A 14,772-nucleotide genomic window follows, 5' to 3' on the forward strand; every position below is an offset into this window, starting at 1 on the left:
TTCCGTCGGCCTGGCGTCCCGACCGCATCACCGTGCGGCGCGCCCGGGACCCCGAAGGGCCGGGCGGTCGCGCGAGATCGGCACGGGACTCGGCTTGTAGCCTGCGGCGGGACTCCTGGTTCGTACCTCGATATGGGTCAGGGGTTTTCGGTCTTGTGGGCCCGGATCTTGTGGCCGACGCCGGTCAGGCAGCGGCCGCTGGGCAGGTCGAACTTCCAGCCGTGCAACTGGCAGGTCAGGACGTTGCCCTCGACGATGCCGAAGCGGGAGAGGTCGGCCTTCAGGTGCGGGCAGCGGCGCTGCACGGTCCAGTCGCCGAACTGGGTGTCCTCGGCGTCGACCGACTTCTCGTGCTCGTCGTACCAACCCTCGGCGTACTGCAGGCGCTCCTCGGAAAGGCACTTGAAGAACGCGTAGACGAACTCGTTGTACTGGCCGATCCGGGCCGCGGAGAAGCGGCAGGAGAGGAAGAGCGAGTTGACCCAGTCGCCCTCGTCGATGTAGATCAGGTGCTCGATCAGGGCGCGGCCGGTCTTGAAGCGGTAGCGGACCTTCTCGTCGGCGTAGGGACGGACCTGCTTGCCGGGGAAGTCGACCACGATCGACTCGATGATCTCGCCGTCCGGGCCGAACGAGTCGGTCAGGTCGAAGCGGACCGGGCCACCGACGCCCTTCGCCATGTAGATCGACTCTTCGAGCAGCGGCTCGATCCGCTTCTTCAACTCGCCCAGCACGTCGATCTCGGGGTGCCGCCAGGACGCCTTCTCGGCCGCGATGATCGGGGCCTTGCGCTGGCGCATCTCCTCCAGATGGGCGGCCTTGTTGGCGAAGAACTCCTCGACCGGCATCGGGTGCGTCGTCGTCTGCGTGGCGCCACCGTCGGAGAGCACGGTCACGCTGCCCGGGAGCTGCACGACGGCGTTGGTGCCGCCGACCTTCGCGTACTCGCTCAGGAAGACCGACTGGTCGGGGAAGATGTTCCCCTCGTCACCGTGGATGTCGTTGAACTGCCAGAGCGAGTCGTCGAGGAAGCACGGCGGGCCGGCGATCGGGAAGACGTGGTCGGCCTTCAGGTCGTCGATGTAACGCCAGGTGCGGTCGAACTGCCGGTCCCGCTTCTGCTTGCCGAAAGCGGTCTTCGCGCTGTCCGGCAGCTCGTAGACCATCGGGTACCAGATCGCGCCGGAGAACTGCAGCATGTGCGCGTGCACGTGGCCGAGCTCGTTGAACCGGGTGAGGTCCGACGGGCGGGCGTCGTTCTGGTTCAGCACGCGGATGCCGTCGTACTCCACCCAGAGTGACGAGTCACCGATCGGGCCGTCGGTCGGGCTGATCAGCGCCTGGATCATCACCTTGAGGCCGCCGTCGAGCTCGTGCACCTCGTCCGACTTCGTCCGCAGGAAGCTTGTGAAGCCCAGGTCGCGCAGCTCGTCCTCGAGCTGGCTGGTCGGGTACTCCGGCAGCAGGACGGTGGCCTTCTTGTTGATGAACCGCTTCAGGTGCTCCGCGTCGAAGTGGTCCCGGTGCAGGTGGGAGACGTACAGGTAGTCGACGTTGCCCAGAGTCTCCCAGTCGAGCAGGGAATTGTCCGGGAACGGGAACCAAGAGGCGAAGTACGCCGGATTCACCCACGGATCGCACAGAATGCTGCCCGCGGCCGTGTCGATCCGCATGCTCGCATGGCCGGTGCCCGTGATCCGCACTTGTCGCTCCTCTGCTTCGGCGCCTGTTTTCAAGGCAGCGCTGTGTGACCGCATCGAAAGTACAGCCGGGTTGCCGGGTTCCGCCCGGCGACCCCGTGACAGACTGATGGCCGACTCACCGAGAGAGCGACGAGGAGAACCGACGTGTCCGCGACGGAAGAACACCAGGACGTCTACGCTCCGGACCAGCTGAAGCCGACCAACCGGCGGCGGGCGCAGCGTGGCGCGATCATCTCGGCGATCGTCCTGTTGATGTTCTTCTGGGGCAACCAGCAGGGCAACACCGAGAAGGTGTGGCTCGTCGTGATCGCGATCGGGCTGATCGGCGCCGTGGTCGGCGACATCGTGCTGCGTAAGGCCGGTCTCCGGCCGAACGACTGATCCATCTCACCACGAAAAAGGGTCCCGCCGGAGCGGGACCCTTTTCTCGTTCGTTGTCACCGCCGGCGCAGCAGGATGTCCTTCACCTCGCGCAGCGCGGCGTCGACCTCGGCCTCGAAGTACCCGTTCGGAACCAGGCCGAACTGCAGCATGTCGAGGTCATTCTCGTTCACCGGCATCGGGCCACGCCCGGTCATCGCCTGCAGGATGCTCTCGAACAGGCGGTCCACCTGCATCGGGTCGTACCCGCTGCCGAAGCGGCGCGGCTGGAACGTCCGGCGCAGCTGGTCCACGCGGTAGAGCTCACCGCCCGGCTCGCCCATCGGCGGGCCGGCCTGCTGCTGAGGCGGGCCGTAGCCGGCGGGCGGGCCACTCATCGGGGCGCCCTGCATCCCGCCCGGGGGCTGCTGCATCGGGCCGGGCGGCAGCTGCGGGCCGCCGTAGCCGCCACGCGGGTCACGGTCGGGCATCCGGATCTCGGCGGTCATGTCCGTGCGACCGTGCCGGCCGGGCTCGAAGCCGCCGAAGGTGGTGGGCTCGTCGTAGCCGCCCTGGTCGTATCCCTGCGGGGCATTCCGCTGCGGGAGCTGGGGCTGCTGCTGACCACCGTAGGTCGGCGGCTCGTCGTAACGGCCACCGTACGGATCCGGCGGGGGCAGCTGCGGGCGCTGCGGCATCTGCGGGGGCATCATCCGGTCGTCGCGGACCGGTGCGGGGATCCGCTCGGTCTGCGCCATGCCCGGGGTCACGCCGGGGTTGCCCATACCCGGGTTACCGAACTGCTGACCGGGGTTGCCGAACTGCTGCGGGCCGGGCTGCTGCGGGCCGCCCATGCCCATGCCGGCGCCGGCCATCCCGTTGCGCGGCATGCCACCGGAGAGCGCCGGCGGGCCGCTCGGCTGGCCGATCGGGCCGGACCGGTCGATAGCGCCGGAACGGTCCGCCGTGAGGCCGCTCCGCATCGAGTCACGCATCGGGTCGATCGGGCGGCCGCCACGCTCCTCGAACTCGGCGAGCTGCCGCTCGACCCGGTCGAGGTGCAGGTCCACCTGCCACTCGTCGTATCCACCGAAACGCACCCGGAAGACGACGTCATGCACTTCCTGCGCGGCCACCGGCGGGCCGGCCTGCTCACCGGAGAGGGTCGCCTCGACCCGGTCCAGAAATGCGTCAACCTCGTCGACCTTGTAGCCCCGGCGCAGCGCACGCCGCCGGAAACGCTGTCCCTGACTCGTCACAACGTCTCCCACTCCGTTTGCTGGGACCTAAGCCCAGTCACTGTGCCACCTCCGCGTCGGCTGCGACGCCTGCTGCGCCTGCCTGCGTCAACTCTCCCGCGGCCAGCTGACCGCAGGCACCGTCGATTTCCCGGCCGCGAGTGTCACGAACCGTCGTCGACACGCCAGCCTCTCGCAGCCGCCGGACGAACTCGCGCTCGACCGGTTTCGGGCTGGCATCCCATTTGCTGCCCGGTGTCGGGTTGAGCGGGATGAGATTCACATGGGCCAGCTTGCCGTGCAGTAGGCGGCCTAGCAGGTCGGCACGCCAGGGTTGATCGTTTACGTCCCTGATCAGGGCGTATTCGATGGAAACCCGACGACCGGTCTGCGCCGCGTAGTCAAACGCGGCATCGAGCACCTCGGCCACCTTCCAACGCTGGTTGACGGGCACAAGCTCATCGCGCAGATCATCATCGGGGGCATGCAGTGACAACGCAAGAGTCACCGAAAGCTGTTCAGCGATCAACCGGCGCATTGCGGGCACCAAACCCACAGTTGACACCGTGATGTGCCGTTGTGAAAGTCCGAGACCCTCCGGAGCCGGAGTGGTCAGCCGTCGAACCGCCTCGATCACCCGGGGATAGTTGGCCAGCGGCTCACCCATCCCCATGAAAACCACCCGGGACAACCGGGGCGGTGAGCCGGTCACCGCGCCGGAGGCGGCCACCCCGGCCAGATAGACCACCTGGTCGACGATCTCGGCCACCGAGAGGTTACGGGTCAGGCCCTGCTGGCCGGTCGCGCAGAACGGGCAGGCCATGCCGCAGCCCGCCTGGCTGGAAACACAGGCCGTGACCCGGTCCGGGTAGCCCATCAGCACGCTCTCGACCAGCGCGCCGTCGTGCAGCCGCCACAGCGTCTTGCGGGTGGCACCGTCGTCGCAGGCCTGCTCGCGGACGGGGGTCAGCAGCGTGGGCAGCAGCTCGGTGGCGAGCTTGTCCCGCGTGGCCGACGGCAGGTCGGTCATCGCCGCGGCGTCGCGCACCAGGCGGCCGAAGTAGTGGGTGGAGAGCTGCTTGGCCCGGAAGGCCGGCTCGCCGAGACCTGCCACCGCGGTCTTGCGCGCGGCGAGGTCCAGGTCGGCGAGGTGACGAGGGGGCATGCTCGGACGGCGCCGAGTCGGCACCGCGTCGGGCTGGTCGGGACTGGTCGGGATGACCGGAAGAATCGTCATGGCGTATCCAGTCTCCCACGCTCTCCGGGTAGGTCGCCCATAGCTAGTTCGGCGCGATGATCGCGAAGAGCAGGTAGGCGGTAGGGACCGCGAAGAGGATGGAGTCCAGCCGATCCATCAGCCCGCCGTGCCCGGGCAGCAGGTTGCTCATGTCCTTCACGCCGAGGTCCCGCTTCAGCATCGACTCGGCAAGATCGCCGAGGACCGCGACCACGGAGATCACCGCACCGAACAGCAGGCCGTGGTAGACCGGGATCTCCATCAGGAAGAACAACAGCGCGGCACTGCCGATGGCGGACGCGGTGACCGAGCCCGCGAAGCCCTCCCAGGACTTCTTCGGGCTGATCTTCGGTGCCATCGGGTGCTTGCCGAGGAAGACGCCGGCCGCGTACCCGCCGGTGTCGGAGAGCACCACGGCGACCACGACGGCGAGCACCCGCCATTGGCCGTCCTCCGGGCGCACCAGCATGCCGGCGAAGCTGAGCAGGAACGGCACGTAGACCGCGATCAGGGTGGTCGCGGTGAAGTCGCGGCGCACGGCAGCGACGCCGTCGGCGAGACGCCAGAGGCACGCGGCGCCGATCGTCGCGACCAGGCCGAGGGTGAGCGCGTCCGGGCCCTCGTACCAGGCCAGGCCGGTCATCACCGCGGTGCCGGCGATCAGTGGGATCAGCGGCGGGCGGGCGCCGGTCACGGAGAGCGCGCGGGTTGTCTCCCAGACGCCGACAGCGGCGGCGACGACCACCACACCCAGCAGGGCCGGCGGCCAGACCAGCAACGAGGCCAGTACGACCAGGCCCAGGCTGACCCCGACCGCGATGGCGGCGGGAAGGTTCCGGCCGGCCCGGCTCTTGCCCTTCTCACCGCGGCCGGCTCGGCGCTTTCCGGGGCCACGCTTGGCAGGCGGCGTCTCCGGCCGCTGCTCGTCCGCGTGCCAGGCGGGATTCTGGTACGCCGGGCCACCGGGGCTGCCATAGGCGTACGGCGTCGGCACGCTCGTGTCGTCGCCGGAGGTCTGCCCGGCACGCGGATCGAGGTAGGACATCAGACTTCGAGTAGCTCGGCTTCCTTGTGTTTGACCAGCTCGTCGACGACCGAGACGTACCGGTGGGTGATGTCGTCGAGCTCCTTCTCGCCGCGACGGCCCTCATCCTCGCCGGTTCCGCCGTCCTTGACCAGCTTGTCGATCTGCTCCTTGGCCTTGCGGCGCACGTTGCGGATGGCGACCCGGCCCTCCTCGGCCTTGGACCGCGCCACTTTGATCATCTCGCGGCGGCGTTCCTCGGTCATCTGCGGGAGGTGGATGCGCAGCTGGGTGCCTTCGTTGTTCGGGTTGACCCCGAGGTCCGAGTCACGGATGGCGCGCTCGATCGGGCCGAGCTGGGTGTTGTCGTACGGCTTGACGATGACCATGCGGGGCTCCGGGACGCCGACGGAGGCCATCTGCGTCACCGGGGTGGGCGCGCCGTAGTAGTCCACCATGATCTTCGAGAACATCGCCGGAGTGGCCCGGCCGGTCCGGATGGCGGCGAACTCCTCCTTGGCATGCTCGACCGCGCTGTCCATCTTCTCTTCGGCCTCGAAGAGGGTTTCCTCGATCACCGGCTCTTCTCGCCTCCTTGCTGTCTTCGGTGGTGCCGGATGTGGGAACGTCTGCCGCGGGGCGAGCGCGAGCTCACGCGGTGATCAGAGTGCCGATCTTCTCGCCCGCGCACGCGCGCACGATCGTGTCGTCGCCGTCCGCGCCGAAGACCAGCATGGGCAGCTTGTTCTCCTCGCACAGGCTGAAGGCGGCCTGGTCGGCCACCCGCAGGCCACGCTGGAGAATCTCCTGGAAGGTGATGTTCTCCAGCTTGCGCGCGTCGGGGTCGATCCGCGGGTCGGCGGTGTACACCCCGTCGACACCGTTCTTGCTCATCAGCACCATGTCGGCGTGGATCTCCAGCGCGCGCTGGGCGGTCACCGTGTCGGTCGAGAAATACGGCATACCGGCGCCGGCGCCGAAGATCACGACGCGGCCCTTCTCCAGGTGCCGGATCGCGCGCAGCGGGATGTACGGCTCGGCGACCTGGGCCATGTGGATAGCCGTCTGGACCCGGGTCTCGATCCCCTCCTTCTCCAGGAAGTCCTGGAGAGCGAGGCAGTTCATCACCGTCCCGAGCATGCCCATGTAGTCGGCGCGGTTTCGGTCCATACCGCGCTTCTGCAGCTCAGCGCCGCGGAAGAAGTTGCCGCCACCGACCACGACGGCCACCTGGATGCCGCGTCGGTTCACCGTGGCGATCTGCTTGGCCAGCGCTTGCACCACGTCGGGGTCGACGCCGACCGCGCCGCCGCCGAACACCTCACCGGACAGCTTCAGCACCACCCGGCGCGGCCGCATGGTCGGCGGGTCCTGATCGTCAACCGTGGCGGACTGCTCGGTCACCATCGTCATGAGTCCCGCCTTCCCTTCACTTTCTGCAGGAGACCTTATGCGACCGGGAGGCCGGACGCTCAATCGCGTACCCGACCTCCCGTACCAAAACGCTTGTGGAGCCTTACTCCTGGCCGACCTCGTAGCGGACGAACCGGGTGATCTCGATCCCAGCCTCGCTGGCGACCTGCTTGACCGTCTTCTTGTTGTCGACGACCGAAGCCTGCTCGAGCAGGACGAAGTCCTTGAAGAAGGAGTTCACCCGGCCGTCGACGATCTTCGAGATGGCCTGCTCGGGCTTGCCCTCCTCGCGAGCGGTCTGCTCGGCGATCCGGCGCTCCGACTCGACGACCTCGGCCGGAACCTCGTCGCGGGTCAGGTACTTCGGCCGCATCGCGGCGATCTGCATGCCGACGCCACGAGCGTCCGCGTCGGCGGCCTCGTCGTCCTTGCCGGCGTACTCGACCAGGACACCGACCTGCGGCGGCAGGTCCTGCGCCTTGCGGTGCAGGTAGACCGCGACGTTGCCCTCGACGATCGTGAAGCGGTTCAGGACGATCTTCTCGCCGATCTTGGCGGCGTACTCCTGAACGGTGTCGGCGACGGTCTTGCCGTCCTCCAGCGTCGCGGCGAGCAGCGCGGCAGCGTCGGCGGCCTTGCTGGCCTCGCCGAACTCGACGAAGCGCTGACCCAGCGCGACGAAGTCCGGGGTCTTGGCGACGAAGTCGGTCTCACAGTTCAGCTCGAGCAGAGCCTTGCCGGAGTGGCTGACGATGCCGTTGGCGGCGGTGCGGCCGGCCCGCTTGCCGACATCCTTCGCGCCCTTGACGCGCAGGAACTCGACGGCCTTGTCGAAGTCGCCCGCAGACTCCTCGAGCGCCTTCTTGCAGTCCATCATGCCGGCACCGGTGAGATCGCGGAGCTTCTTCACGTCCGCGGCGGTGTAGTTAGCCATGACTCTTCTCTCGATGTCAGTCGGGATTCGGCCGCCGTCACCGGCAAGCGACGGCGGCCGGAAGCACGTCGGTCGACTTACTCGGCGGGGACGGCGGCCGGAGCCTCAGCGGCCGGGGCCTCAGCGGCCGGGGCCTCGGCGGCCGGAGCCTCAGCGGCCGGGGCGGCGGCCTCATCGGCCTTCTTCTCGGCACCCTCGTAGAGGTCCCGCTCCCACTCGGGCAGCGGCTCGCCGGCGGCGGTGCCGGCCTCGGGCTTGGCGTCCGCGTCGCCGCGGTTGCGGCCGGAGCGGGCGATCAGACCGTCGGCGACGGCGGTGGCGATGACCCGGGTCAGCAGCTCAGCCGAGCGGATCGCGTCGTCGTTGCCCGGGATCGGGAAGTCGACCTCGTCCGGGTCACAGTTGGTGTCCAGCACCGCGATGACCGGGATGCCCAGCTTGCGGGCCTCGTCGACGGCGATGTGCTCCTTCTTGGTGTCCACGACCCAGATCGCCGACGGCGTCTTGGTCATGTCCCGCAGGCCACCGAGGGTCTTGGTGAGCTTGGTCTTCTCGCGGAAGAGCTGGAGGGTCTCCTTCTTGGTGTAACCCGCGGCGGTGCCGGTCAGGTCACCCAGGGCCTCGAGCTCCTTCATCCGCTGAAGGCGCTTGTAAACCGTCTGGAAGTTGGTCAGCATGCCGCCGAGCCAACGGTGGTTCACGTACGGCTGGCCGACCCGCGTCGCCTGCTCGGCGATGGCCTCCTGAGCCTGCTTCTTGGTGCCGACGAAGAGGATGTGGCCACCCTCGGCGACGGTGGTACGGACGAAGCTGTACGCCTTCTCGATGTAGTCGAGGGTCTGGCGCAGGTCGATGATGTAGATACCGTTGCGCTCGGTGAAGATGAAGCGCTTCATCTTCGGGTTCCAGCGACGGGTCTGGTGCCCGAAGTGGACACCGCTCTCCAGCAGCTGGCGCATGGTCACGACGGCCATGGTGGTGCTCCCTGATCTTCCCTGGTTGTCACGCCCACCGGCGGTGGGCGTCCTGGCGCCCGGTCGGCGGCCACAGTCGGACCCGAAGAAGATCGGGACCAGGGAGGGCCGTCGCCACCGGCCGGCGCTAGGAACAGCGCTCGGAACCGCCGGAGGGCGCGCGAGGTCGACCGCGTGGGCGGTCGCCGGTGACCAGCATACGCCAACGTGTTTTTTCTCAGGCGACGGCCAGGCCCGCCGCCAGCAGGATGATCAGACCGGCCGGAAGATAGGCCAACGGCAGGCGCATCCAGGCGTCCCGGCTCACCGAAGCACCGCCGGTCGCGGCGAACAGCCCGAAACCGGTCAGCGCCAGGCCGAGGGTGAGCAGGACCGCCGGCACGATGCCGCGGGCGGTGGGATCGGAGGCGAAGGTCACGCTCATCAACAACCGCAGCACCGGAAGGAACAGGACGAGCAGCGCGATCGCCACGATCACCGACGAGACCGGGCGGCGGGTGCGTTCCGCGCGCGGCCGCTCGGGGGTGACCGGCGGGACCAGGGTCGTCGGTTCGTTCTGCAACTGCTGCTGCGGCGGCTGGATCGTCGGGTACTCCGGGCCACGGATCGGGATCCGGCCCGACTCGTACGGAGCGCGGGGCTCGAGATCGGCGGGGCGCTGCTCGGGCAAGCGGATGCTGCCGGTGTCGTACGGCTCCTCGCGCAACGCGTGTGAACCGGACACCTCAGGCTCGCGGGGGTATCGGGGTGGGTCGGTGTACCGGCTCCCGGAATACCAGCTCGGGCCGGACTCGTCCGCGTAACGGTGCTCCACGAATTCGCACCGTAGGCGACCGAGGGCGTTCAGGCCACAGGTGAGCACATATCACACCGCATCGGTGACCGTTCGCGAATCCACAGTGACGATCCGTCCACACCCCGATCCACGGCGAGCCACCGGTCCTGCCACGGTCCGGCGGCATGACGACTCAGCGACAGGCGATCGGGGCGTACGGCGAGCGACTCGCCGCCCGGCACCTGCAGGAGCGCGGGCTGCGAGTGCTGGCCCGCAACTGGCGATGCGCCGACGGTGAGGTCGACCTGATCCTGCGGGACGGCGACGACGTGGTGTTCTGCGAGGTGAAGACGCGCACGACGGCGGCGTTCGGACCGCCGGCCGCCGCCGTCGATCCGCGCAAGGTGCGGAAACTGCGACTGCTCGCCGTCCGCTGGCTGGCCGAGTCCGGGACGACCGCCCGGCAGATCCGCTTCGACGTGGTGGAGGTGCTCCCACAGCCGCGGGGCGCCAGCCGGGTCGTGCACATCCGGGCGGCGTTCTGATGAGCTACGCCCGGATGCTCTGCGTCGGCCTGATCGGCGTCACCGGCCGCCTCGTCGAGGTGGAGGCGGACCTCTCCGTCGGCCTGCCGGCGGTGGTGCTGACCGGCCTGCCGGACACCGCGCTGCACGAGGCCCGCGACCGGGTCCGCGCGGCGGTGGTCAACAGCGGCTGCGACTGGCCCAACCGGCGGATCACCGTCAACCTGCTGCCGGCCGCCCTGCCGAAGCACGGCAGCGGATTCGATCTCGCGATAGCCGCCGCGCTGCTCGCCGGCGCCGGTGAACTGCCCGCCGGGCCGCTGGAAGGGGTGCTGGTCCTCGGCGAGCTCGGCCTGGACGGCACGGTCCGCCCGGTGCGCGGTGTGCTCCCGATGGTGGCGGCGGCCGCCCAGGCCGGTGTCACCCGCGTTGTCGTCCCGCTGGCCAACGCCCGTGAGGCGACCGTGGTGCCCGGCGTGACGGTTCGGGCCGTCGACTCGCTGCGCCGCCTGGTCGACTTCGTCCGGGGCGCCGACCGGCTGCTCGACCCGCCGGTGGAGTCGTCGCCACCGGTTCCGGCCGGCCCCGACCTCGCCGACGTCGCCGGCCAGCGGCTCGGCCGGTACGCGTTGGAGATCGCCGCGGCGGGCGGCCACCACCTGGTTCTGTTCGGGCCGCCGGGGGCCGGCAAGACGATGCTCGCCGAGCGCCTCCCGTCGCTCCTGCCCGCGCTGAGTGACGAGGCCGCGCTGGAGGTGACGGCGCTGCAGTCGATCGCCGGGGTGCTCCCGCCGGACAGCGGGCTGGTGCGGCGTCCGCCGTACCAGGCGCCGCACCACAGCTCGAGCCTGGCGTCGCTGATCGGTGGCGGCGGCGGGCTGGCTCGGCCCGGGGCGCTCTCGCTGGCCCACCGGGGCGTCCTGTTCCTGGACGAGGCTCCGGAGATAAGCCGGGCGACGCTGCAAGCGTTGCGGGAACCGCTGGAGAGCGGGCGGGTGGTCCTGGCCCGGGCCCGCGGCACGACCGAGTATCCGGCGCGGGCCCAGCTGGTCCTGGCCGCGAACCCCTGCCCGTGCGCCACGACCGACCGGTGCTGCACCTGCAGTCCGCTGGTCCGGCGCCGCTATCTGGCGCGGCTTTCCGGACCGTTGCTCGACCGGATCGACATCAAGATCGATCTGCTGCCGATGCGGGCCGCTCAACTGATGACGACGCAGGCGCCGGCCGAGTCGTCCGTCGCGGTGGCGGCCCGGGTCCTGCGGGCCCGGGAGGCGGCGGCGGAACGGTGGGCGGTGGGCGGGTGGCGGGTCAACGCCGAGGTGCCGGGGCCGCAACTGCGGCGGGCGCCGTGGCTCCTGCCGGCGCGCGACACCGCCGCGCTGCGGAACGCACTGGATCGGGGGACGGTTTCGGCACGGGGATTCGACAGGGTGCTCCGGCTCGCGTGGACCATCGCGGACCTGGACGGACGAGACCGGCCCGGTGAGGAGGACGTGGCGGAGGCTCTGCAACTTCGTACCGGGGAGGCCGGGCCGGCGGCAGCCGCTGCCGACCGGCCGCAGCCCGCCTCGCACGGTTTCGGACCGGTCGCCGATTCGGCGATCGGTCCCGCCGGATCGGCGGTGCCGCGATGAGCGAGCCGGGAGGTCGCGCGGACCGGGCGGCCCGGGCCGCGCTCACCTGGCTGGCCGAGCCCGGCAATCGGGAGGTCTGGGAGCTGGTCCAGCAGGCCGGGGCGCCCGCCGCCCTGGATCGGCTGCTCGCCGGGGACGTCCAGAGCCGCTCGCTGCGGTCCGCGATCGCCGCCCGGTCCGCCGCGGGCGACGCCCGCCAGGTGGCGGAGACCACGTTGCGGTACGCCGAGAGTCTCGGCGCCCGTCTGGTGGTGCCCGCCGACGACGAGTGGCCCGCCCGGGTGGACACCCTGGCCACGCTGGAGGTCGAGAGCCGGGTCCGGGTGAACCGGGACACCCGGCCGCCGCTCTGTTTCTGGGTGCGCGGCGCCCTGCCGCTCGGCGCGACGCTGGAGCGCTCGGTGGCGATCGTCGGGGCGCGGGCGGCGACCGGGTACGGCGTCCATGTCGCCAGTGATCTGGCGTACGGGCTGACCGAACGTGGCTGGACGGTGGTGTCGGGCGGGGCGTTCGGGATCGACGCGGCGGCCCACCACGGCGCCCTTGCCGCGAGTGGGACGACCGTGGCGGTGCTGGCCTGCGGAGTGGATCGGCCCTACCCGGCGAGCAACGCGACGATGTTCGCGCGGATCGCCGAGCAGGGCCTGCTGATCAGCGAATGGCCGCCGGGTGCGGAGCCGCTGCGGCACCGATTCCTGATCCGGAACCGGGTGATCGCGGCGGCCACCGCGGGCACCGTTGTGGTCGAGGCCGCGGCACGCAGCGGCGCCACCCAGACGATGAGCCGGGTCCTGGCCCTGAACCGGCCCGCGATGGTCGTACCGGGACCGGTGACGTCCGCGATGTCGGTCGGCTGCCACGAATTGCTGCGAACGCATCCGGACGCGCGGCTGGTCACCTCGGTCTCCGACGTGCTGGAGGAGGTGGGCCGGGTCGGGGAGTACCTGGAGCCGCCACCACGCGGGCGCGAACGTGTCCGGGACCGGCTGGACGAGGAATCGGCGCTGATCATGGAGGCACTTCCCCGGCGCGGGGCGCTGACCCCGGAGGAGTTGGCGGCGCGGGCCCGGCTGGAGCTGCGCACGGTCCTCCGGCGGCTCACCCTGCTGGAGTCCGCCGGGCTCGTGATGCGAGCCGAGGACGGGATCATGCTGGCGACCCGGGAGGCCTAGTCACATGATCCCACCACCCGATCGGGGGAAAGATCTGGCGCGCTCAGCGCCGGACGAGGCGCCGTTCCACGGCGAATTCCGCGCCTCCTGAGTAGACGGCAGGCGTCGCGATCCCGCCCCTCACCACCGCTTTCCCAACGAAGGAATGCGGAAACTTTGGTTGGCGGGCCGGATGCTCCGCCGCGCTCGCGCAGAGTGGACGGACATCCCGGCCCGTACGGCGCAGCCGCGTCCCACGGGCGGCGCGGAGGCGATCAGTCTTCGGATTCGTCCAGGTCACGGCGGTGGACCTTCATCCATGCCTCGACATCCTCGGTCAGCCACACCTTGCCCTGGGCCAGTCGGCGACCGGCTTGGGAAAGTCCGCGCGGCTGGTGATCTGGTACGCCCGCTGGCGGCTCACACCGCCCAGGCGAATGCGGATCTCGTGTGCGCCCATGAGGCGGATCGGCTTCACTCCCACATGATCGACCGTAGGCGCGGGACTATTAGGCGCTCAGCAGGTTGGCGGAAGACAGCTAGTCGCTCGTCCATTAGGATCGCCGTCATGACTAGATGTCGCATGACAACTGGAGGGGTGCCCTTCTCCCCTCGTCACCGCCGTGATTGGCGGACGCTGTGGCGCCGATGCCGGTGCGGGCTGCCGGCTCCGTGCGTCGATCGACTGGTGCCGGCGCCGCCTAAGCCGTACCCGCCGCGGGGTCCTGCGGAGCAGAGCGGGACGGGGCCCGCACATTCCGACAATGTCGTTCCAGATCGGCAAAAGCCTCGCCTGGCCGCACCGCCCCGGTTCGATGTGCCCCGGCAACGCCAAGGCTCCGGCGCGCAGGACGACCACACAGCCGGACGACAAGACGGTCGAACAGCGGGCCGGCACGACAGCCGCACAACCGGACGACAAGACGATCGAACAGCAGGGCGGCACGACGGCCGCACAGCCAGACGACAAGACGATCGAACAGCGGGCCGGCACGACAGCCGCACAGCCGGGCGGCACGACCATCGAACAGCCGGGCGGCATGGCTCCACCGGTCGAGAGGAGGACGAGCCATGTGGCGGCCGGGCCGCCGAGGAGGAATGTGGGTGGGGCAGATCCGGCGGAAGCCGGTCGATCGGAGATGCACTCGCGGGTCAGGCGGTGGGACGGGCCGCGGTGCCGCGGCCGAGGCACCTGGAGCCGAATGTGGGTCGCGCTGGGAATCTGACGCCTGGGCAACGTCATCGCGCCCACTGCAACGACCCGTTCAAGAACCACCTTCACCGGCGCCGCGACCGTCGCTGAGTTCCGCACACGACGCGTCGCACCGCGTGGCAGCACACCACTTAGCATCGCGTCACACGGCATCACATGACACCACCGCTAGGCACGGCACCAATGGCGTCGCGTGACTTCGCACGGCACGGCATCACGGCGCAGCGCACGGCGGCACCACAGTTGTCACGTGACATCGCACGGCGAGGCACCCCGTGGCATCACACCGCACGGCACCGCACCACATCTCGCCACACCGCACCGCACAGCGCCACACCGCACCGCGCCACACCGCACCGCGCCACACCGCACAGCATGGCGCCAAATCACGCCGCATGGCGCCCCGCCGCCACAGCGCAACGCATGGCGCCACATCGCACGGCGTCACATCACGCCGCACCGCACGGCGCCACACCGCGCCGCATCTCTCACCACACCAGTAGGAAGTGTGTTGTTCAGAGGTGCCGTCGCACAGCGCCACATCACACCGCACCTCTCACCACGCCACAAGAAAGCGTGTTGTTCAGAGGTG

Annotated in this window: 14 protein-coding genes and 1 pseudogene; 5 read left to right on the forward strand and 10 right to left on the reverse strand. The window is 69.9% G+C overall.

Annotated features, from left to right (window positions below; genetic code table 11):
• Positions 1-137: 137 nt before the first annotated feature.
• Complete coding sequence (locus tag CHC09_RS02205; RefSeq protein WP_089291222.1) at positions 138-1,703, reverse strand: Rieske 2Fe-2S domain-containing protein; 1,566 nt, start codon at positions 1,701-1,703, stop codon at positions 138-140.
• 144 nt (positions 1,704-1,847) lie between these two features.
• On the opposite strand from CHC09_RS02205, the gene CHC09_RS02210 reads away from it, so the two are divergent.
• A complete protein-coding gene (locus CHC09_RS02210; protein ID WP_089291223.1) occupies positions 1,848-2,084 on the forward strand; it encodes a DUF2631 domain-containing protein in 237 nt (78 codons plus the stop codon).
• Between the two features lie 56 nt (positions 2,085-2,140).
• Here the strand turns inward: CHC09_RS02210 and CHC09_RS02215 are convergent, their stop codons facing one another.
• The 8 genes from CHC09_RS02215 to CHC09_RS02250 all read right to left on the reverse strand — a co-directional run bounded on the left by CHC09_RS02215 (position 2,141) and on the right by CHC09_RS02250 (position 9,697).
• Complete coding sequence (locus CHC09_RS02215; RefSeq protein ID WP_089291224.1) at positions 2,141-3,322, reverse strand: DivIVA domain-containing protein; 1,182 nt, start codon at positions 3,320-3,322, stop codon at positions 2,141-2,143.
• 37 nt (positions 3,323-3,359) lie between these two features.
• On the reverse strand, positions 3,360-4,538 hold the full coding sequence (gene rlmN, locus CHC09_RS02220; protein ID WP_089291225.1) for a dual-specificity RNA methyltransferase RlmN: 1,179 nt from the start codon (positions 4,536-4,538) through the stop codon (positions 3,360-3,362).
• Positions 4,539-4,581: 43 nt separating this feature from the next.
• Positions 4,582-5,583 carry a phosphatidate cytidylyltransferase gene (locus CHC09_RS02225; protein ID WP_089291226.1) on the reverse strand — a complete coding sequence of 334 codons (1,002 nt, stop codon included), beginning with the start codon at positions 5,581-5,583 and terminating at the stop codon, positions 4,582-4,584.
• Positions 5,583-6,140 carry a ribosome recycling factor gene (frr, locus tag CHC09_RS02230; RefSeq protein ID WP_089291227.1) on the reverse strand — a complete coding sequence of 186 codons (558 nt, stop codon included), beginning with the start codon at positions 6,138-6,140 and terminating at the stop codon, positions 5,583-5,585. The genes CHC09_RS02225 and frr overlap by 1 nt, the downstream gene beginning before the upstream one ends.
• A 73-nt stretch (positions 6,141-6,213) precedes the next feature.
• The gene (gene pyrH, locus CHC09_RS02235; protein ID WP_218827156.1) at positions 6,214-6,921 is read right to left on the reverse strand and encodes a UMP kinase; all 708 of its coding nucleotides are present in this window, start codon (positions 6,919-6,921) and stop codon (positions 6,214-6,216) included.
• 157 nt (positions 6,922-7,078) lie between these two features.
• The gene (gene tsf / locus CHC09_RS02240) at positions 7,079-7,909 is read right to left on the reverse strand and encodes a translation elongation factor Ts (RefSeq protein ID WP_089291229.1); all 831 of its coding nucleotides are present in this window, start codon (positions 7,907-7,909) and stop codon (positions 7,079-7,081) included.
• Between the two features lie 77 nt (positions 7,910-7,986).
• Positions 7,987-8,883 carry a 30S ribosomal protein S2 gene (gene rpsB / locus CHC09_RS02245; RefSeq protein ID WP_089291230.1) on the reverse strand — a complete coding sequence of 299 codons (897 nt, stop codon included), beginning with the start codon at positions 8,881-8,883 and terminating at the stop codon, positions 7,987-7,989.
• 217 nt (positions 8,884-9,100) lie between these two features.
• Positions 9,101-9,697, reverse strand: a complete 597-nt coding sequence (locus CHC09_RS02250; protein WP_143232188.1) for a hypothetical protein — start codon at positions 9,695-9,697, stop codon at positions 9,101-9,103.
• A gap of 146 nt (positions 9,698-9,843) precedes the next feature.
• On the opposite strand from CHC09_RS02250, the gene CHC09_RS02255 reads away from it, so the two are divergent.
• Genes CHC09_RS02255 through dprA form a run of 3 tightly spaced genes read left to right on the forward strand, consistent with a single transcriptional unit; the run spans position 9,844 to position 12,988 of the window.
• Positions 9,844-10,203, forward strand: coding sequence for a YraN family protein (locus tag CHC09_RS02255; RefSeq protein WP_089291232.1), 360 nt, complete (start codon positions 9,844-9,846; stop codon positions 10,201-10,203).
• On the forward strand, positions 10,203-11,816 hold the full coding sequence (locus CHC09_RS02260; protein WP_089291233.1) for a YifB family Mg chelatase-like AAA ATPase: 1,614 nt from the start codon (positions 10,203-10,205) through the stop codon (positions 11,814-11,816). Before CHC09_RS02255 ends, CHC09_RS02260 begins: the two co-directional genes overlap by 1 nt.
• Positions 11,813-12,988 (forward strand): DNA-processing protein DprA, encoded by a 1,176-nt coding sequence (dprA, locus tag CHC09_RS02265; protein ID WP_089291234.1) that lies wholly within the window; start codon positions 11,813-11,815, stop codon positions 12,986-12,988. The genes CHC09_RS02260 and dprA overlap by 4 nt, the downstream gene beginning before the upstream one ends.
• A gap of 254 nt (positions 12,989-13,242) precedes the next feature.
• Here dprA and CHC09_RS02270 read toward each other — a convergent pair.
• Positions 13,243-13,427: pseudogene (locus CHC09_RS02270) on the reverse strand (DNA-binding protein).
• A 304-nt stretch (positions 13,428-13,731) separates the two neighbouring features.
• Between CHC09_RS02270 and CHC09_RS44895 the strand changes: the two are divergent.
• Complete coding sequence (locus CHC09_RS44895; protein WP_143232189.1) at positions 13,732-14,193, forward strand: hypothetical protein; 462 nt, start codon at positions 13,732-13,734, stop codon at positions 14,191-14,193.
• Positions 14,194-14,772: the final 579 nt, after the last annotated feature.

The organism is Actinoplanes regularis, assembly GCF_900188005.1.
In the GTDB taxonomy this organism is placed as follows: Bacteria; Actinomycetota; Actinomycetes; order Mycobacteriales; family Micromonosporaceae; genus Actinoplanes; species Actinoplanes regularis.